Genomic DNA, 19,150 nt, shown 5'->3' with positions numbered 1-19,150 from the left:
AGGTAGGTAGCACGACGATCTTATATTTTCTTGAGAATGTAGCCTTAAATAATATGATTCATCAGTAAGATAGCATTGTTCCTTTATGTCATTTGATAGATGTTTTTCTTTTTATCATCTAGATGGGTTGATGCATTCCTAATATCTCTTACATTGGTGTCCAAAATTCATCAAAAATCTTTCAGAATATGACGAGTTTCTTCTATTATATATACTCACCAAACACATCTGGTTTCCACAAATGAATCGCATGGCGTTCTTTTTCAAAAACCTTCTCCAAATAAATCTCTGTAGTGGAAAGTTGCTCATGGCCCAGACTCTTCATAATCTGATAGACATCCACTCCATTTAAGTGAGAAATGATGGCAAAGGCATGCCTGAATGTATGAGGACCAATGGAAGAAGAACGAAACTTCAAAAAAGGCAATCCACTCTCCTTAATGGCTTTTGTTATGTATTGAGACAAATAAGAGGGGGAGTAGGCACGGCCAGTATTGGTCGTAAAGAGCGGGTCGTCTCCTTCTGCTGCATCTATATCGTCGAGCCCTCTAGCTGAACGGAACATGCGAATGCTATTCATCCCTTTTTCTTTCAATGGAATTTGCCTTCTTTTATTTCCTTTACCAATGACATCTAAAAAATACGTGCTGGTAATGGAATCATATTGAAGATCCTTGATTTGGAGTCTTGTAAACTCTTCATTACGCATGCCTGTCATCGTCAGGATATGAATGATCGAAAAAACGATGGGGTGGTTGATTTCCCTGAAGTAATCAAGTAGCTGAATGACTTCCTTCGGTCCCAAATCACGGTTCGGCCGATCATCCTTTCGGATATTGACCTTAAAGAAACCTTCATGAATGGGCTCCGTGATATAGCCTGATTCGAACAGGAATTTCAAAAAAGTCTTAATGATGGTTGTCTTTCTGGATAAGGTGGCAACGGAATACGCTCCTTTTGCTAAGACATAGGGGCTTTTTTCTGATAACCATTCCTGGTATCTTCGAATGTGCCGGCTAGATAAAGATTTAAAGAGAGAACCCTCCACAACTTGTCCCAAGTCGGCATTGATTTCAACCGAATAGGTGAGTAATTGTTCAATAAATCGAAGAAGTTCTCGCTCATAGGCTTGGACGGTGCGGGTGGATTTTTCGTGTTGCTGGTTTAAATGCTCTCGCCGTTGAAGAAACCACTGTAGCATGTCTACATCGCTAAAATCGGAAAAAGGATCTTTCCCATTTTTTTCTGTCGCATCTAATCGTTCTTGTAACGTGTGGATCGAAATGTCTGACAGACTTTTTTTCCATGCACTGCTCTGAATCTCTTTCGATTTATCTATCAGTTCATGCATACCTGTATCCCTCACTTTTATATTTCAACTATTAATAAGATAACGTATATATGTAGTACATACCTTTTAATAAATATTAATTACATTATAACAAACTCTAAAAGTTAAATAATTAAGAAAGACCTAAATAAATTCTATATTTATTTAGGTTTTTCATAATTAGTCTAAAATTAGATTGCAGAATTAGAATAATATTGTTTGATTCAAATATTACATCTATAATGGTTATATAATAAGATTTTGTAATTATACTTATTTAAACCAAAATTATATATTATTATGGATATAGGAAATTAATAATTAATCTCGAGGTATAGGAACATATAACAATAAAAGATAAAAGGTGAAGAGACGAATAATGAATAAACTAAACCATAAAAAAAACACGCAGGCTGCATCTTATGAAATGGGGGAAACAGTTTATGTTCTCCCAACATGTACGGAAGAAGAAGACCCAGAGAGTTTTTACTACTTTAAACAATTTGAAAAAAAAGAAGGCGTGATTTTGGAAGTGATCGAACACCCACGTCTCCAATATCGTGTGAAATTTGGCCAGGCGGAAGCTGTCTTGTATCATGAGGAATTGACGAATGGGAACCGGCGGGATGTTCCAATAACAATAACGGATAAACAAGAAGGATGGGAGGGGGATAAAGTGGAATGGTATACACAAAAAGAGGTAGCTGATTTATTAGGCGTATCCAAGGCAACAGTCTACCATTATGGAAAACAGAAGAAAATCACTAAAATTCTGGATCCCCATCGACTGCATAAAGAAGCACGTTATGAAAAAGCAGAAGTGGATCGATTAGTGTATGAAAAGCAATTTTTACCTACAGGTATGAGTCCAAATGATGTTGCAAAGAGATTAGGATTATCTGTACAAAGTGTTTATAAGTATATCCAAGGTGGTTCGATAAAAGCTAAGGCCGTCCCATATGGTGATGAAAGAATCACTTATGTAATTTCGGAAGCAGCCTATCAGGAAGCAGCGAAATCACTCAAACCAACTGAAACACAGCGACCTAAAAAATATGAATATTATGATTCAAAAAATGACATGGCTTTGTATCAAAGATTTCATTCGTCTAAAATACCCGAGGCACGTGTGGTTCGTAATGAAGAAAATGTATTTGGTTTCTACCTACCCAATATCCAAAAGTGGTTGACATATGAAGAAGGAATGAAAACTTATACTTTAAAGCCCTCATACTCGATCCACCAACCTACTTTGGATTATAAAGGCTATGTGGAGCTTCAGGTACCAAAAAACGAAGTGGTATTTTATCCCTTCATGGATTATTTATATAAAATTTGGGGAGTGGAAAACATTCGAGTAAGAGAACAAAATGAAACGGTCTTACTCTACGTTAGGGCAGGGGAAAAGCCGTTAATATCTGAGGTGTTTGGTATTGCTGATATCTTACCGTATTTAACCAATGGAGAAATGCATCATGAAGATGCTACTTTGATATTACGTAGTCCATATAGAAAAACTAGTTTTGAATTACCGATCGAATTGTTAGAAACAATTTCAGATTTAGCTGAACAAGATGGGATTAGTATCAGTAAATGGGTTGAACAAAAATTATCGTCGATAATAAAATAGCTATATAAGACTTTTGGTTCTGATGCAAAAACTTTAATAATGGCAAAATAATCTCTAAATCTTAGACATACCGTTCTATGCTAGGATTAAAAATGTTTCTAACAGCCAAACAAATAATCTGTGGAGTAGAGGTGATGCATATGCTGAAAAAAGGACAAGTTCAACAAGGGGTGAATTCTGTCCAAAGCAGATTGAATTCATACATAAATTATTTGGAGTAGCCTCATAATTCATAGATGAAATGGGTATTGAGATTCTATGTTTCAAAAAGGCTATATTTGCACCAGAACCCTTTGATGGTAGCTACATGTTTAAAGGACAATCTTAAATCCAGATAACCTAAGCTTTTCAAATGATTTAAACACATTATTTATCGGCGAAGACAGCGGCATGCATACGAACAACTTTGTGTGGGCATATGATGTAAATACAAAGAAATTGTCCCGAATTCTTTCCGTGCCTGCTGGAGCTGAAGCAACAGGATTAAGAGCAGTGGACAATGCCAATAATTCTCGTTATGTCTTAAGTAACTTCCAGCATCCTGGAGAAGATATTGCAGGCAAACAAATTAATGCAGTGGACAAGACGAAGCTGGCTGATGCGATGAAACAGGCGGTTGGCATTCAAGAAACTGGCGGTGTTGGCTATATCTCTGGCCTGCCTTCGGTTAGGGGTTATTCTTACAACGAACACGGTGAAAATAATCACCAAGATCGTGACGAATAAGAATCTCCTTGCTGAGACAGAATGAGTGAGGTTTGAACTAAAGGAGGTAGGGTTTTCCCTGGCTCCTTTATGCTGAATGCCGCACGGAGTTATCCATGAGGGTTTACTTTAAGAATAATGGGGGTCGTTTCTAAAGTGTTTTTTTACTTTTGAATCGACCTTTTTTATTAGTGTAAATAAAAAGGAAACTACTAGACTTTAACTTTTATAATATCTAATGCGTTGTATCCATAGCCCTTTCTGTTCCACATCGGTTCTAGCGGTTGTACATTACCCTTAGAATCAGTTGCTTTTGATATTATGGTGTATTCGACTTTTCCTTTAGATCTATTAGCTTTCAACTAAAAACCAACCATAAAAACAGAACTACTTAGTTGAACTGCTAAGTGCAATCAAATCCAAAGGGGAACGGACAGAAAGGGTATCGTGCGAAGAAGAACTCCTGATAAGCGTGTTACGGCCTATGCACCTTTGGCTTTTTTGTTGTTGTAATAAATATACAAACAAATGTTCCATACTGGGATTGCAGTACGCCAGAGTACTCGGGTTTGAGTACTCTAAAATTTTTTCCTTCATTAGAGCGAGATTCCTAAAGAAAATCCTTAAAGAAATATATAAATCTGAACTGTTCTTTTGTCAAATGCAAAAAAGGAAAAAAATAAAAAGACACCCTTCAAAAGAAGGATGACTTTTATATTTAGCAATTAGCCTTGGCTTTTATTGCTTTGAGATTTTTGGTTTTGTTGTTTCACTTGTTGAACGTTTGTTTCGCTTGCAAACTCAGTACCGTATTGTCCTTGACCTTGACCTTTTTTTTGCTGAGATTGCGCGTTTTGTTGTCTCACTTCTTGTACGTTAGTTTCACTTGCAAACTCAGTACCGTATTGTCCTTGACCTTGCTGAGATTGCGCGTTTTGTTGTCTTACTTGTTGTACGTTTGTACCTGCTTGTGTTTTATTGTTGTTGTTGTTAACCATTAATATCACCTCCACCATTATAAGATAACCATTTTCTTGGAGTGCTATCCTAAAAAAACCATTTAAATTTAACCAATTTTAAACAGTAAAGAAATTCCTCCATCTGCAATTACGGTTTGTCCGCGAATCATACTTGCTCCATCCGATATTAAAAATAATATGGTGTTCACCATATCTTCTACCTCATCCAACCTTCCTGCTGGAGTCTGTTCAGCCCCCTCAGCAAGCATTTCATCCCTGTTCGGGAAAGATTTATGCAAAGTCACTGCCAGCTTCCAGGTGATGCCCTATTAGACGGTATATGTATATTAGGGGGTGTCCTTCTGTTAACACAAGGTTTTACCAACATTACTGGTTTTCTCAAGCTGTTTCAACCAACCAGACGAGTCTTTAAATTTCTCATGATCAATGCTATTCAAAGGAAGCTTGGCAATATAAAAATCATAAAGTAGGGCTTTGTTGATGCCAGGCAACGTAATAGGTTCTAACCTGTCAGGGCGGGCCTGGACCACCAAAACCTAAATTTTTCTATTATGCATGATACACATTTTCATTATTTCTATTAATTGATCTGATGGTTTTCCATTATGGGGACAATATCCCTTCGTCAATGAGCCAGTTGAAAAACTCTCTTTAATCCCTTACATAGTTGAAAAGTAAGGGGAGACCGGATATCCTGTTTGGCATCTCTTTAACAATTTGTCTAATTTTTTTTCGTAATAATTGTGCTGCTTGGATATAGACAAACCAAACACCTCACAAGGATAGCAAAGATTCGCAATTTAGGAACCATATCAGAATCCTTCCAAAAAGAAATCGAGGAGTAAAAATCAATGTGGGCATATTATTAGAACAGTGTGTACTGGAGCTATTATTTCATTTTTCGAAATACCTCCTCTAATTTAAAAAAAATGTTGGAAGGAATTATCATTTTTATTTTATTGCTATTAGTTGGAATGAAGTTGAGTATTATAATAATCAAGAATATTACCATTCCCACTCCAATTATTACTGGCATTTAGCTACCTTTTATTTAGCCTTACAAAATGATAGAAGCATAGATGGTATCTTATGTTTTCATTACTACTCACTTACAAAAAGAGAAGACTAGAAAATCCTCTCTTTTTTCATTTAATCTTTTTCACGATAATTGGTTCTTCTCTCTCCCAGCAGTTTCGCAGCCTTTTTAGCCTTCTCTCGTTCAGGATTTGTATAGAGGGCAGCCGTTGTGGTTGAAGTATGACCGAGTTGAGTCATCAACAAATGGATATCTCCTGACTGCTCCATTAAGTTTGTCCCGTACGTATGCCTCAGTTTGTGTGGCGACATCGATTTATTGGACTTAAAGGCCTTCGTATATTTCTTTACTAGCGCCTCGATGGCGCGGTTGGAAAGAGGGGTCGCTCCATCATTCACCCGAGTCAAGAAAACATAGGCCGTATCATCGTTTGATCCCCTATAACGTTCCGTTCGCACAGCTAGGTAATCTTTTATGTCCTGCATGGAAGGAGGAGAGACTGCCACTACATCTTTTTTTCCACCCTTACGTAAAACGTGTATCTGTTTTTCCTCGAAATCCAAGTCTCGTAGCCTTAAATTAGATAACTCATTCACCCGGATGCCACTTCCTAAGAAGAGAGATAAGATCGCAAAATCACGTTCCTTGTCCCTTTTAAAATATATGAGTTTTCTGGACTTTTCAGGTAGCTCCTTTTCATAGTCATGCTTCACGAATTCAAGAAACCGGGCATCCTCATCATTGTGGAAAATCTTTGTTGATATTCTGGAAGCACGCGCCCCCAATGTTTCTTTCACTTTATTCACTTCAATTTTCAACATGACATTTCGATAGAAGTAAGGTTCGCCATCATCATTTTCTGTCTGTGTCGTTAAATATTTGAAAAGGGAACGTAGTGCTGAAATTTTCCGATTGACGGATACCTTTTCCGCTTTTTTTGTTTCCAGCTTATTGATGGGGATGTTTCTCCGTTCCAAAAATTTGATAAAGGATTGGGCTTCGATCAACTTCAACTTTTCCAGTACTGACAAGGGGATATCCTTAATATGCTCCTGCTCAGCAATGCCTTCAGCCATCAGCCACTCCAAAAATAATTTATAATCAAGAACGTAATTTAGGAGGGTGGAAGGGGACCGTGTATCCAATTTATTGTCAACATATTCAACGATGTAGAAAGGCATGAACTTAACCAGCTGTTCCAATTTCTGCTCATGGACTTGATGTTGTCTGGTATTGGCCATTGATTGACTCCTCTTTAAGTTTGTTTATGCGTAAAATTCAATTTTTACGAATAGTTGTTTACATAATAATATTATGTTCAAACTAATATACTAACATTATAGGTCCTGAACAGAAGGGTAGGACTGAAATAATTAACTTTTCACAGGAACTTTTACATACTCATATTTTTCTGGATTTTGAAGTTTATGATTTTCGATAGCAGCTTCAGCAGCATCTTTCGTGTCAAAAATTTTATCTACCTTGATTGTTTCTTTATTTGTATGGAGATCATAAACACGGATTTTGTAATTCATCATAAAACTCCTTTAATTAAAATTTGAGGACTTGTTTAGTATAGTCTGTAAAATCCTCAAGATGGTTCGCAACAATTTGCTGCAAAATGTCTAGATTCACCGTCTGGTAATCATGAACGGCTATGTTTCTGAAACCCACCATGGCCTTTAATCGTTTGACCGTATTTTCGTCAATAATTAAGGCCTCATGAAGCATATCAAAAGCATCCCTGCTGGTTTGGGGCAATCCTAATTTCCGTTCAGCTACAATATGCATAGCCAAGTCGATTGACGCTTCGCAGGCCCTTTGTATATTGAGGATGATGGAGTCTTGTTTGGTATAGTCCTTCAGGTTTTCTGGATTGTTTTCATATACAACCTTAACCCGGTTCATGCAGCGTTCTATCACACTGATTTTGTTCAATATCACATCATTCTTCATAGATGGTCCCACTTTCTCCAATTTTTTTTAAGATATTTTCGCGTTCCTCGTTCAATTTAGCGTACATGCTTAGTGCAGTCATTTGGAGGTTTTTAAGAAGAGTGTCATTCGCTGAATATATTATGGTACCGGTAGTATATATCTGGGCTTTAAATACCGTGGATGCTGTACGGATATTGACCAAATCCACCTCAATTTTCAGAATATCTGCCAATTCCTGTGCCAGCTGAAAAACTTCATATGTAGTAAGCGATTGATTCTCACAGTAGAATGCAATATCGATATCACTGTCTTTATGTGTAGATTTTTTGGCATAAGAACCAAAGATAATAATGAAAACGGGATCTATTTTTTTGATGAGAGTATCTTGAATGGTTTGAAACATCTCTGTATACATAAGACACGCTCCCTTAATTATGGATATGAAGATTATACCAAACATTCATTCTCATGTCCATTTATTCGTAAAACTGAAATTTTACGCATAAATTGACGTGGTATGTTATCAGTGATACTCTTTTCTAACCTCTTTTGTTATTATACTTTGAGCTGTAAGAGAACATTAGTATCAGTGTGTATCATTTATCTACAATGTATCAAAAGGATTATATGTTCCTTGTTATAATTTTCCATAGAACTTTCTATAAATAATAAAAACCTGTAGACAAATTAAATATAGACGGTTTTAATTTATATATTTTAACGAGGTCTATTTTAAAATATTCAATATAAATTGTATCTTTTGATAGCTTTTTTAGGCTATCCATAAAAGAAAGCCCTGAATTTATAGTAATCTTTAGCTAACATCACCAGTTAGTTAAATGTTCAGTGGTTGCTGGATGGTTCTGGTTTACACTAAACGTACTTATAGGAAGAAACCCCCGGGAATTTTGATTTCAGTGGGTTTCTTCCTTTTTTCTATTTTTGATTATGTAAAAGCTTATTTCTCATAAATAATAGGGACCAGTTCCATCCCCACCTTTTGGGCTGCAATATAGCGTCTGTAACCGTTCCTAAGGATCTTCGTATCCCTATTTATCGTAATGGGTTCATCTAAGCAGCCTGTCCGTTTAACATGATTTAAGACTTGTTGTGTTTTTTCAACACTCGGATGCGAATTTAAAAACTCTTCCGTTACAACAATTTGATTTAGTAAAATAAACTCCTCTATTTCATCTGGTTTCATTTTTATTTTCACCCCTATCTAAAGTCTAATTATATTCTTTATTCACCTGTTATAAGACCGATTTAATCAGAAATTCTCACTTTTGTCGTCCTAAGGCCCCCATTTGGCAACCTTCTTATGGCGCTAAACCAGCTAATAGGCTTAATGACAGGGTTCTTGCTCTAGACCGCAAAGTAAATGTGGAGAAATAATAAAATACTCCTTATCAGTTTATTTCTCCTAGTTTTCTTCGATTGATTACCCTATATAGAGAACCTTGAGATATTCCGGTTGCTGAGACTATCTCTTTTATAGAATATTCTTTACTGTCATACATCCGAAGTGCAACAGCAAGCTTTTCTGTATCTAGCTTGGGTCTACCTAATGTTTTTCCACGCTTTTTACTTGCTTCGAGTCCTTCCTTTACTCTCTCAGCAATAAGGTTTCTTTCTAATTCAGCAATTACGCACATCATTTGGAACATTGCTTTGCCTGTAGAGGTTCTTGTATCCATATTTTCCTTTAAAGAAATGAATTGCACTCCTGTCTCTTCGAACTGTTGAATAATGTTGAGGATATCCAATGTTTTACGTCCTAAACGGGAGATACTCTCCACTACAACTGTATCTCCATTCCTGATTACATCAAACAGTTGATGAAGTCCTTTTCGATCTTTAATAGTACCAGTAAACTTCTCTTTTACTATTTTTTCACAACCGTATTCATTAAGAACACTAATTTGACGATCTAAGTTTTGGTCAATAGTAGAAACACGTGCATAACCAATAATCATATATAACCTCCAGTAAACTTGTATATTTTCATTTTACTAGAGGTGCCTTTGTTGTAACGGTATTTGGTAATCTTTTTGGTAATTATTTTTGGTAATTGAAAATCTTAATAAAATCAAAGGCAAGTGAAGCAGTAATCAATCGTTACAAAAATACTGGTTTTTGGTAATCTAGTTGAGTAAAAAAAGTTGTTTAATTTAGTGTTTAAAATTTATGTGTGCTTGAAGGTGATTAAATTACCTCTCAAACACGTTAGTTATTCGAGAAAAGGGCCAGATTGTTGAAGAAGGAATGTAGTTAATTATGGTTTTACATATTGTTATTGAACTGATATGAACGAAAGTGTCAACCCATCACAAACAAATGGTTTTAGATGGTGTTTCATTTAATAATGAAAAGAGTTATTCCTTTTTCAACTTATAAATCAAATATCCTTTCGGAATTAGCCTTGTCAAGGGCGTACTTTCCCTTGATGAGCTGAAATGGATACAATCCTAAAAGTTGAAAAGGATAACCTTAAAAACTTGGCACGAAGGCAAAAACGTTGACGGTGGTATACAGTCTGATATGCGCCGGTTGGCTACCACATTTCATTCCATTCGTCACGGAGCTGCCTCTGACTAAAGGCGCACGTTCAGTTCTTCGAACCTAGTGCATAGTTCAACATGAGGGTTCTCCTTCCCGGGGTTTTGCCTCCGAGCCAAATCTTCAATTCTTCAATCACAAAATTGGTATAAGATAAAATCATGTATTACATAAGGTTTTACTCATAATCTAGTTAAGCAACTTTTGATTCACTTACATGTTTATTCTCAATAGCACAACCGATAGCCCATATAAATCCAAGCAACTCTCTAGCGACAGCAACAACAGCTACTTTGCCACCTCTTCCTTTAGCAGATATACGGTGATATTTCATATGCAGACGTTGCTGAGCTTTCCAAGCAATACGTTTCGCTTCAGGCTCTTGACCTTCTTGTCGTTTAAGTAATTCACCTTTAAGAGATGGTCGATGACATAAGACCAACAAACTTCTACTATTGAACGACGAACTTGAGAATTTCCTGTCTTCGTAATCGAACCTTGCCAACGATTTGATCCACTAGAGTATTCTTTAGGAACGAGTCCAGCATAATACAGTTGTTTTGGGCTAGAAAAGCGAGAAAACTGACCGATTTCAGCAACTAAAGTAACGGCAGTGACCTCAGCGACACTTCTCAGTTTGAAGGGCTTGAATTACGGGTGCATGTTCACTTTGAAGAGCTTCTTCATGGATTTGAGCTTCGATTCGTTTCATACGATCTTCAACTACATTGATTGCATGGAGATATTCTTGAAACACAATTCGTTGGGAAGTTCTTTCAAATGTTAATCGTTTTTAACCATTCACGATGTTTGACAGACCAATTTCGAACTCCCTGAGGAGGACGTATTTCATGGCGAAGTAAGAAGTGAACAAGTCTCTGACGAGAACTTTGTAAATCCTCACGAGCATCATGACGAGCACGAATTAAGTCTCTCAATGCTTCATGGTCTTCGTCTGGAACCCATACAGAAGTAAGCTCTCCAGCACGAAGTAGCTGAGCTAATCTTATTGAATCTCTTTTATCTGTTTTTACTCGATCGCCTGAACGCTTTGGGATAAGGGTAGGTGCTACAACCATACATTCAATGTCCATAGATAGAAGTAATCGGTAGATTCCGTATCCAGAGGATCCAGCTTCATAACATACTAATAGATTTTCAGGGTTGCCTAAACTCTTCATTAATTTACGATTGTTTTCTGGTTTATTTGGAATTGTACTGTTAAATCTAGGCTCTCCACGACCTGAATCAGCAATCGCAACAGTATCTTTAGAGGCGTCTAAACCAACAAATTTTTGTGCATCCTTCATAATAATTGGCTCCTTTTCGTGTGTAGCTCTACACTTGGTTTTTTATTTAGGTAGTACCATTATGACCAAGTGCAATCTACGTTAAGCGATGGGAGCCGTTTCGTTCATTATGACTATAGAGATAAGTTTAATATCAACCTCGGTGAGCCTTATCATAAGTAAATGAGGTTCTTCACAGGTAAATTCGTGAATAAACTTGGTACAATAAGACTTTCTCTACTATCTTTACTAACCAATACTATCTTTACTAATCAACTGCCCCAGTTCGTTTTATTTCTACCTTAATATTTGGTTTTAACTTTAATGTGGAATACTTTTCTCTTAAATCTTCCTCATTTAAACTGGAATATTTTCTTATACTTTTTATTTTTCTTCCAATGCCAATTGGATCGGTATTTAATTTTTTAAACTTCTCAAGAATATCCCCGAATTCTTTGTTTAGTTCTTCTTCAATTATTTGCTCCAATTTTTTTATTGATTCCTTATTTTTAAGAGTAACAGAAGGCTGTAATTCTATAGTTGAAACTAAAATAGATGCATTTAAATTAACCGACTCTTCCTGAGATAATTCAACATTTCCGCGGTACTTTATTGGGTGAATTGTAATATTAAATTTATCTCCTTTTTGCTTTTCGACTAGTTTTATTCCCTTTTCTTCTAATACCTCCGCAGGAATATTTAAAGTTATATCCCCCAAAAAAGCATTATGATTGGTGAATAATTTTATATACAGGGTTTTTTTCATGGAAATAGAACCAACCATTTTATCATCCCTAAATAATGCAACCCCATCTAAATAGGGTGCTACACCATTCTCATTCGATAGAATAGGTAAGGTAGGATCGATACCAATTTCATATAGTGTGGAAATAAAATCATGCAAGTTGGAGTTTATTAACATTTCCTTCTTTTCGTGCTTATCTAATAATTGATAAATATATGACCCCATTTCAGGGTATTCTTCATAGTTTTTATTATTAATTGTACTCTCAGCATTGTTTGTAATTGCCAAAAATACTAAAGATCCGATGCTACTATCTCGTTGCATTGTGTCTAGAAAAGATGAAATCCCAATCATTTCTGTCATATATTTATTAAATAAAATTGTCCTTAATTGTCCAGAGGTAATGTCGTGGCTTGTCTGTTGCTCTAACCTTTGTCTTATTTGTTTGCTTGTAGTTCCGACGGCAGAAATGGTTACACTCGTCTTTTCTTCTTTACGGTCGAATTGTAATAAGCTAATAGTGCCTTTGTATGTATCCTCTTCAAGTAAGTCAAAACCAATAATAGTTGAAATTCCTTGCCTTTCTAATATTTTTTCAGATGGTATACATGCAGTACAGAGAAAGAAACAAAGTAGAATAAGCCATATTTTCATTTTTTCAACTCCGTTTTAAACGTAAAAAGATTTTAGATTTGATGATTGAAATGAAATATAAGAATATCGGATAGATAAACCAAAGGTAAAAGCCAATTTCACCAACTTTATCAAAAAAAAGGTTGTTGTCTACTCTTTTTGTGACAAAAAAACTCATGATAAAAATGATTATTGAGATTACCCATATTCCATGTGTTAGTTTTAAATGAAATATTTGTTTAACTCCTTTGGAAGAAATGAATAAAGTTATACATAAATTTGGGAAAATAACTAATATCCATAATGCAACTGCTATAAATTCAAAGTGCTCAATAAATGGAAAACGGACAGCGCTTATCATACTGACAATAGGCCAGATCTGTTTTTCTAATTCTTTAGGGCTAAAAAATAATATGGAAATAACAGTTGCAATTAAAACAAGAAGGGTGGTAAACCAGATTGCTAATTGACTGAATAGAAGTAGTTTTTTTTTCTCCTTTATAAAAGGAAAAATAAAAAATAAAGTCTCAAAACCCAACATTGTAAAACTGCTTTTAAAAACTCCTTTCATCATTTCTGACGGAGTTGTCGACATTATGGGTAAAATTCTAGTTAAGTTTATGGAATCAAGTGGTTGATATATCACAAATAGCAGCCATATAGTCATTAAAAAGGATAAGAAGCATATCCCTGCAACTACTCTGAATCCACCTGATACTGCATAAATTGTTATTAATAATAGCGCTAAGGTGCCTACCCATTCATAAACTCCTTCATATCCCCATGTTAGGGACAATTCAACATAACTGATTATGATAGAGTAATGTACAGCAATAAAGTAAATGACAATTAAGGTATTGATGATACTTCCTATAAAGCGACCAAATAAATTTTCGTGTATTTCATAAAGATTACAGTTTCCATGTTTTTTAAGTATGCTAATAATAATCCAAGTGATAAGACTAATGAATAGACCAGATAGTAAAACTGAGATCCAAGCATCTTTCTTAGATTCAAGATAAATAATCCTAGGGACTCCAAGTATGCCCATACCAATTTGGGAAGTGTGTATGATAAAGAAAGCAATATAGGCATTTATAAAACTAATATTTGATTTCATTATCCACCTCAAAATTCATCTAAATCTTTTTCTGTTTTTTTAAATCTCCACCTTGTGCGAAATGTGTCTTTTGGATGAGTGACAACAGGACGTCTCTTATAAAAATGGTGTGGAAGACGTATTAAAAAGTACTTTAAATCCTTTATCCTAAACGGGTATAAAGGTGCAAGATAAGGTTTGTTTAATGATGTCAATTTTAACAAGTGGACCATCAGTACACAGACTCCGATAATAATCCCATTTATTCCCCAAATTCCTGCTAGAATAATGAAAGGAAATCTAACAATTCTTATAGCAGTCCCCATTTCATAAATAGGAGCCGTAAAGGCCCCTAATGCACTAAATGCCACGATAATAATTAAAATGTTGCTAGTTAAACCTGCCTCAACAGTTGCTTGGCCAATAACAATACCTCCAACAATCCCCATTGTTTGTCCTACTTTTGACGGAAGGCGTGCCCCAGCCTCTCTAAGTAATTCAATTAATAATTCCAATATAAGTGCTTCTAGCAAAGGTGGAAAAGGAACTTGTGAACGTGATTGCCCAATTATAAGTAACAATTTAGATGGAATTAGTTCAAAGTGAAATGTCATGGTTGCAACATAAAATGCTGTAAGAAAAAGTGAACCTGTCATAGCAAATAATCGTATAAATCTTATAAAAGTACTTAAGGACCATCTCAAATATATGTCTTCTGTTGATTCAAAAAATGAAAAAAAATTAGCAGGTCCAATAATAGCAATTGGACTTCCATCTATAAGAACACCAATCCGTCCGTTTAAAATAGAGTAGAGGAATCTATCGGGCAACTCTGTTAATATAAACTGTGGAAAAAATGAGTAATGATTATCTTCAAGACATTGTGCCAATACTGAACTGTCACTTATATTATCAGTTTTTATATTTTCAAACTTCTCCTTAAGTGTTTTAAGTGTGTCATCATCCGCTATATCTTTAAGATATATAATTCTTACTTGCTTCTTAACACGTTCTCCTATTTTTAATTCATCTGTACACAAATTAGAATCATTTAGATTTTGTCTTATAATCTTAATATTAGAAGATAATGATTCTGTAAACGATATTTTAGGACCGTATACCAATGATTCTGTTTCTGCTTTCTCAATAGATCTTTCAATTGGGTTGGCGCAATTTACCATAAATGCTTTACTTTCGTCTGATAAGTAAATATAAGCGAATCCATTTAAGAGGGAAGAGATAATCTCTTGTTCCTTATGGTTTTTCTTTACTTCGTTCATTGGTATGTTTTTCAATAAATAAGAGTAAGTTATGTTTTCTATTGGAAGTTGTTGAATGTATTTAATTACATACTCATTTAGAAACTCTTGTTTAATTAAATTTTTCATGAAAATAACTTCGAGACAATCTCCACCAACTTCAAGTGTTCTACACATTAAGTCTGGTGATTCGTTGAGGATGTATTTAATTTTTTCATAATTAGGGCAGTTATTTTTATTTAGATGGATTGTCATTTGAAACATATCCTTCAATAGATTTTTTTTTAGTATTTGAAGTAGGAATCATTTTATACTTGTTTTAACAAAGAAGTAAGGATTGAGAGTAATTTTAGGACCTTTGAATGTTTATTTATACTTAACAGAAAGAGATATCTGGGGGCTATAAACAGTGTGGAAACAGCATTAGTAGCTGTGTATTCTAAAGAGGGTGAATAAAAACCTCACTTAGATACAATACGGAGAACCGTATCATAAATAACGGTAAACTAAAAATCATTTTTGATGATAAGGATTGTTTTTGATTTTGTATAAAACTATAAGGTGAGCGATAATTTAAAAACAGGTGAACAGTTTTGACAGCTATTTTTCATATTTTTGTTATTCAACAAACGGGCGCTTTTCTGGAGTAAGGATTGCGCTCTTTTCGCATCTAAGTGTTCATTACAAAAGACCAGCTAATATCTTGACGGGATATTAGCTGGTTTTTGTCACCGATCAAAATGATCAAAACTACGACGCTTTCAACTTAATAGGTATTCGCTGATTCATATTGAGTTCAAAAGTTCCGTATGGATTGACATGATGATAAAATAAAGGTGTTAATCCCCTAAAATCTTCTGGAGTCATTTTCTCCAACCAATATTGGTTGTTGTCATAAAGTACTTCTTGTACCATTAAGGTATTCATATAGACTAAGCAATTTTGCAGCAATTGAAGTGATAAGGCAGACACCTCTTGATCTTCTATAGAATTGGAACGAATTTCACTTTTTTTTCCATAAAAAATATAGGTATTCACCGAGTTCCATTGTTCCACTGTATTTAATCCTTCATGGATCTCCCTGCGAATCTCTTCATAGTGTAAATAATCACATAAAAAGATCGTTTTAATCGCTTTCCCTAATTCACATAAAGCTAGATATGTTGAATGTTTTGTATCCTTAGTAAATCGCTTTAATATGGATTCGGCAGAAGCAGTACCCAAACGTAGAGCAGTTGCATACTTAATGATTTGTTCATACTGTTGTCGAATAGGATCCCCTTCCGGTATTCAGGAAACACTTGATCTAAAATGGTGTGAAACTGAAGTTTAGCTTCCACATACATATTCGTTACGATTTCCTGTTGTCTGGACAAATTCCGAAGGTCTAATAGCTGAATTCCTCTAATTTTATGAGGTTCTAAATCCTCTTTGTAATACAGCACACACAACTGGTACGCATCGATAGCGTCCGTTTTCACCTTCCGTATGCTGGACTTCTTTGCCTGATAAGAAATAATCGGATTTAGTAAGATATATGGAATCCCTTGTTCCTCCAGGTATTGAATAACAGGAGAATGGTAATGCCCTGTAGATTCTAAAATGACCATAGGCATTTCCCCTGTCACCTCTTCAATTTCTTTTAGAAATTCTAAAAAATGATCTAACTCCTCTTTGATATGCTTCATTGAAAAGCTCTTCCCATACGGTTTAGATTGATCTAAAAATGCCTGAACTTGGCTCTCTCCTTTTGCCACATCCAGACCAACAACTGGATTCATTGTTTTTTCCTCCTCTACTTACTAACCAGTACCCCTAGTCCTCCATGAAGTGTTATACGAGATCATAGTCCCAACCAGCCTCAATCATGTTTCTACAAGTAGGGGGCGGACAGTTTAGTTCACGGGATCAAGTCCCACGCACCCGTACGTCCTACCCTGGCTACTGATATAATAGATTCTATTAAAAAAGGTCAACCAGTAAAAACTGGCTAACCTTATAATACGAACGCACCCGTCAGCATAAAAATCCGTTTTATTTCTCATTATCTAAATCATCATCAAGAAAAGATGTTTTATCTTCTTTAATTCCATACCTATTTTCCAGGAATTTACCAATTATTGAACTATTAATTCCTTTCCTTACTGCTGTTTCGATAACTTTATATAGGGGTAGCACCAACCATTCATCATATTTCCTACGCTAAGGCTATAACCCTTGATAAATAAGGAGTTTCCCTTAAACGTTCATTATAGGGAGGTCGTAACAATACCCCTATGATAACGAAAAATAGGAAAATTTTAGTTCCCTTAATCAATCCCTAAATCAAATTCCCTTTTCATAAGGTTATTTACCTTTAAGGGAAAGACTTAAATTTAAAAAAAAACGCTATTCCACTATCATAAAATGGAAATTACTTGCTATCATATTAAAACAAGTAATTCTTAGAGACTTAGGTGTAAAACCACAAAAAGCCTTTACCTTTCTTGCAATGAAGGCATTATTGATTGGACGATCCTGATATACCTCTGATAAAGTTGAACTTAATATTAAAAAGGTCTTATTCTGTACGTTTCTTATATTCGATCTTTGTGTAATATACTCATTAATTAAAACCATTTCATCATTAGATAAATAAACAGGGGGTCTATCATTTATGTAAATCGCCTTCTGGTCAACTTTTATGTTACTTATTTTTATGTTTCTAATATGTGATGAAGATAACCCATGATATAAACATAGTGTAGTCAATAAACACTCTAAGGATTGTTCATAGTGGCTAATTTTTATTAATCTAGCCACTCTTACTTGCTCATCAAAGGTCAAAGGCTCGATAGTTGGAGGAAGCTCTCTAGATTTTATATCCAAGATTGGTATATGGGTTATTATTCTTTTTCTTTTGGCTAACTTGAAGAGAACTAATAAATCTTTCCTCACTATTTCACGATGCTTAGGTGTTAAAGATAAAAGAAATTCATGAACATCTTCTTGCTGAACAGTATCCCATGATTCTATATCCTTACAATTGATTTGAAACCATCGGACTAATCTAACAAAAATTTCTATGTCCGCCTTTACTGTTAATAGGGATAATGGCTTCCTCGCATTAAACTTCACTTGCCTATTCCTTAGTTCCATTTTTTCGTTGAAATATATCTCCAAGAGACGTATAAATCCTTTAGGGACTTGCTTTAAACCCTCTCTAATACTAGTGAGAATACCCTCATCTGCGTTAAGGCTTAAATAACCTTCCTTAATTAAAAAATTAAATAGACTTGATTTAACTCCCTTAGAATTAGGGATTTTTTCTAAAGTAGATATAAGCCATCCTTCATTAATATTTGAAGGCTTTAAAAGCTCATTTTCAGCTATTTGTAAAACCTGTAACACCTTACTAGTGTGCCTACAAATTGTTGTTATACTAATACCTAATTCTTTTAAAAAAAGAACATAGTTTTTAAATAATGTTACACTCCATGTTTTTGTGAAATTTTCTTTAAGAAAACCTTCAGTTTGTATTTTATCTACACGAGCTTTACCAAAACAATTTTGACGGACGGTTGCTTTTTTATTAATTTCTGTCGGATTTAGTTTTCGTCCACAAAATACGCAAGTAAAATTGTTCATCTTGTACCTATATTGGTGGAAGCTTATCTTCAGAAATGAACTCATTAACCGCCTTTGCCAACTTTTTATCCGTTGGTTTTTCAAGTCTTTTCACAGGTGTAGGAGTATGTTTCCATAAATCATTTGGAGTACATTCTAGTGCAGTACAAAGCGCATCCATTGTTTGGACCTTTACTTGCTTAGGCTCACCAGTTAATAATGCGCTTATTGAGGGGGGAGATAGTTTATAACCTGCTTTATCTTCCAATAGCCTACCCAATTCAGCACCAGACCATATTCCACTTTCAGCCATGACTTTTCTTAATCTCCATTCAATCACA

17 protein-coding genes and 5 pseudogenes are annotated in these 19,150 nt (G+C 35.0%); 4 read left to right on the top strand and 18 right to left on the bottom strand.

Features of this window, described 5'->3' with window-relative positions; genetic code table 11:
- Positions 1 to 205: 205 nt before the first annotated feature.
- Positions 206 to 1,351, bottom strand: a complete 1,146-nt coding sequence (locus ABC374_RS28495; protein ID WP_413020682.1) for a tyrosine-type recombinase/integrase — start codon at positions 1,349 to 1,351, stop codon at positions 206 to 208.
- A 358-nt stretch (positions 1,352 to 1,709) separates the two neighbouring features.
- Here ABC374_RS28495 and ABC374_RS28490 point away from each other — a divergent pair, with 358 nt between their 5' ends.
- From ABC374_RS28490 to ABC374_RS28485, 3 genes and pseudogenes are all read left to right on the top strand, one after another.
- Positions 1,710 to 2,960: a helix-turn-helix domain-containing protein gene (locus tag ABC374_RS28490; RefSeq protein ID WP_413020680.1), complete on the top strand. Its 1,251-nt coding sequence runs from the start codon at positions 1,710 to 1,712 to the stop codon at positions 2,958 to 2,960.
- Positions 2,961 to 3,031: 71 nt separating this feature from the next.
- Positions 3,032 to 3,189 (top strand): annotated as a pseudogene (locus ABC374_RS28775) (IS6 family transposase); the annotation flags it as partial.
- Between the two features lie 92 nt (positions 3,190 to 3,281).
- Positions 3,282 to 3,686 (top strand): annotated as a pseudogene (locus ABC374_RS28485) (alkaline phosphatase); the annotation flags it as partial.
- A 704-nt stretch (positions 3,687 to 4,390) separates the two neighbouring features.
- On the opposite strand, the gene ABC374_RS28480 reads toward ABC374_RS28485, so the two are convergent.
- Entirely contained in the window at positions 4,391 to 4,663 is a 273-nt protein-coding gene (locus ABC374_RS28480) for a gamma-type small acid-soluble spore protein (RefSeq protein WP_413020678.1), read from the bottom strand.
- A gap of 68 nt (positions 4,664 to 4,731) precedes the next feature.
- A pseudogene (locus ABC374_RS28475) lies at positions 4,732 to 4,917 on the bottom strand (SDR family oxidoreductase); the annotation flags it as partial.
- On the opposite strand from ABC374_RS28475, the gene ABC374_RS28470 reads away from it, so the two are divergent.
- The gene (locus ABC374_RS28470) at positions 4,918 to 5,115 is read left to right on the top strand and encodes an FxsA family protein (RefSeq protein WP_413020676.1); all 198 of its coding nucleotides are present in this window, start codon (positions 4,918 to 4,920) and stop codon (positions 5,113 to 5,115) included.
- A gap of 679 nt (positions 5,116 to 5,794) precedes the next feature.
- Here the strand turns inward: ABC374_RS28470 and xerS are convergent.
- The 15 genes and pseudogenes from xerS to ABC374_RS28395 all read right to left on the bottom strand — a co-directional run bounded on the left by xerS (position 5,795) and on the right by ABC374_RS28395 (position 19,149).
- Complete coding sequence (gene xerS / locus ABC374_RS28465) at positions 5,795 to 6,922, bottom strand: tyrosine recombinase XerS (RefSeq protein WP_413020674.1); 1,128 nt, start codon at positions 6,920 to 6,922, stop codon at positions 5,795 to 5,797.
- A 132-nt stretch (positions 6,923 to 7,054) separates the two neighbouring features.
- Positions 7,055 to 7,219 (bottom strand): hypothetical protein, encoded by a 165-nt coding sequence (locus ABC374_RS28460; protein WP_413020672.1) that lies wholly within the window; start codon positions 7,217 to 7,219, stop codon positions 7,055 to 7,057.
- A 13-nt stretch (positions 7,220 to 7,232) separates the two neighbouring features.
- On the bottom strand, positions 7,233 to 7,637 hold the full coding sequence (gene hepT / locus ABC374_RS28455) for a type VII toxin-antitoxin system HepT family RNase toxin (protein WP_413020671.1): 405 nt from the start codon (positions 7,635 to 7,637) through the stop codon (positions 7,233 to 7,235).
- Entirely contained in the window at positions 7,627 to 8,034 is a 408-nt protein-coding gene (gene mntA, locus ABC374_RS28450) for a type VII toxin-antitoxin system MntA family adenylyltransferase antitoxin (RefSeq protein WP_214792803.1), read from the bottom strand. Before mntA ends, hepT begins: the two co-directional genes overlap by 11 nt.
- Before the next feature lie 543 nt (positions 8,035 to 8,577).
- A complete protein-coding gene (locus tag ABC374_RS28445) occupies positions 8,578 to 8,823 on the bottom strand; it encodes a ParB N-terminal domain-containing protein (protein ID WP_413020670.1) in 246 nt (81 codons plus the stop codon).
- 205 nt (positions 8,824 to 9,028) lie between these two features.
- Positions 9,029 to 9,595: a recombinase family protein gene (locus tag ABC374_RS28440; RefSeq protein WP_048687004.1), complete on the bottom strand. Its 567-nt coding sequence runs from the start codon at positions 9,593 to 9,595 to the stop codon at positions 9,029 to 9,031.
- A 913-nt stretch (positions 9,596 to 10,508) separates the two neighbouring features.
- On the bottom strand, positions 10,509 to 10,769 hold the full coding sequence (locus ABC374_RS28435) for a transposase (RefSeq protein ID WP_237766673.1): 261 nt from the start codon (positions 10,767 to 10,769) through the stop codon (positions 10,509 to 10,511).
- A 185-nt stretch (positions 10,770 to 10,954) separates the two neighbouring features.
- Positions 10,955 to 11,488, bottom strand: coding sequence for an IS110 family transposase (locus ABC374_RS28430; RefSeq protein WP_413020668.1), 534 nt, complete (start codon positions 11,486 to 11,488; stop codon positions 10,955 to 10,957).
- 247 nt (positions 11,489 to 11,735) lie between these two features.
- Positions 11,736 to 12,866 (bottom strand): Ger(x)C family spore germination protein, encoded by a 1,131-nt coding sequence (locus tag ABC374_RS28425; RefSeq protein ID WP_413020667.1) that lies wholly within the window; start codon positions 12,864 to 12,866, stop codon positions 11,736 to 11,738.
- A gap of 4 nt (positions 12,867 to 12,870) precedes the next feature.
- The gene (locus ABC374_RS28420) at positions 12,871 to 13,965 is read right to left on the bottom strand and encodes a GerAB/ArcD/ProY family transporter (protein ID WP_413020666.1); all 1,095 of its coding nucleotides are present in this window, start codon (positions 13,963 to 13,965) and stop codon (positions 12,871 to 12,873) included.
- An 8-nt stretch (positions 13,966 to 13,973) separates the two neighbouring features.
- Positions 13,974 to 15,458 (bottom strand): spore germination protein, encoded by a 1,485-nt coding sequence (locus ABC374_RS28415; protein WP_413020665.1) that lies wholly within the window; start codon positions 15,456 to 15,458, stop codon positions 13,974 to 13,976.
- 495 nt (positions 15,459 to 15,953) lie between these two features.
- Positions 15,954 to 16,481, bottom strand: a pseudogene (locus ABC374_RS28410) (Tn3 family transposase); the annotation flags it as partial.
- Positions 16,469 to 16,984: pseudogene (locus tag ABC374_RS28405) on the bottom strand (IS110 family transposase); the annotation flags it as partial. The pseudogenes ABC374_RS28410 and ABC374_RS28405, both read right to left, overlap by 13 nt.
- A gap of 607 nt (positions 16,985 to 17,591) precedes the next feature.
- Entirely contained in the window at positions 17,592 to 18,830 is a 1,239-nt protein-coding gene (locus ABC374_RS28400) for a site-specific integrase (RefSeq protein WP_413020664.1), read from the bottom strand.
- A gap of 7 nt (positions 18,831 to 18,837) precedes the next feature.
- Complete coding sequence (locus ABC374_RS28395; RefSeq protein ID WP_413020662.1) at positions 18,838 to 19,149, bottom strand: helix-turn-helix domain-containing protein; 312 nt, start codon at positions 19,147 to 19,149, stop codon at positions 18,838 to 18,840.
- Between the last annotated feature and the right edge of the window lies 1 nt (position 19,150).

It is taken from the genome of Peribacillus phoenicis (assembly GCF_047238085.1).
In the GTDB taxonomy this organism is placed as follows: Bacteria; Bacillota; Bacilli; order Bacillales; family DSM-1321; genus Peribacillus.
This window is presented reverse-complemented; position numbering and strand designations above follow the sequence as displayed.

Bases quoted from the DNA above. Each gene is read 5' to 3' on its own strand.
- xerS (WP_413020674.1), bottom strand. From the start codon at position 6,922: ATGGCCAATACCAGACAACATCAAGTCCATGAGCAGAAATTGGAACAG.
- ABC374_RS28400 (WP_413020664.1), bottom strand. From the start codon at position 18,830: ATGAACAATTTTACTTGCGTATTTTGTGGACGAAAACTAAATCCGACA.
- ABC374_RS28430 (WP_413020668.1), bottom strand. From the start codon at position 11,488: ATGAAGGATGCACAAAAATTTGTTGGTTTAGACGCCTCTAAAGATACT.
- ABC374_RS28415 (WP_413020665.1), bottom strand. From the start codon at position 15,458: ATGACAATCCATCTAAATAAAAATAACTGCCCTAATTATGAAAAAATT.
- ABC374_RS28460 (WP_413020672.1), bottom strand. From the start codon at position 7,219: ATGATGAATTACAAAATCCGTGTTTATGATCTCCATACAAATAAAGAA.
- ABC374_RS28425 (WP_413020667.1), bottom strand. From the start codon at position 12,866: ATGAAAATATGGCTTATTCTACTTTGTTTCTTTCTCTGTACTGCATGT.
- ABC374_RS28420 (WP_413020666.1), bottom strand. From the start codon at position 13,965: ATGAAATCAAATATTAGTTTTATAAATGCCTATATTGCTTTCTTTATC.
- ABC374_RS28440 (WP_048687004.1), bottom strand. From the start codon at position 9,595: ATGATTATTGGTTATGCACGTGTTTCTACTATTGACCAAAACTTAGAT.
- ABC374_RS28495 (WP_413020682.1), bottom strand. From the start codon at position 1,351: ATGCATGAACTGATAGATAAATCGAAAGAGATTCAGAGCAGTGCATGG.
- ABC374_RS28480 (WP_413020678.1), bottom strand. From the start codon at position 4,663: ATGGTTAACAACAACAACAATAAAACACAAGCAGGTACAAACGTACAA.
- ABC374_RS28445 (WP_413020670.1), bottom strand. From the start codon at position 8,823: ATGAAACCAGATGAAATAGAGGAGTTTATTTTACTAAATCAAATTGTT.
- ABC374_RS28470 (WP_413020676.1), top strand. From the start codon at position 4,918: ATGCAAAGTCACTGCCAGCTTCCAGGTGATGCCCTATTAGACGGTATA.
- mntA (WP_214792803.1), bottom strand. From the start codon at position 8,034: ATGTATACAGAGATGTTTCAAACCATTCAAGATACTCTCATCAAAAAA.
- hepT (WP_413020671.1), bottom strand. From the start codon at position 7,637: ATGAAGAATGATGTGATATTGAACAAAATCAGTGTGATAGAACGCTGC.
- ABC374_RS28490 (WP_413020680.1), top strand. From the start codon at position 1,710: ATGAATAAACTAAACCATAAAAAAAACACGCAGGCTGCATCTTATGAA.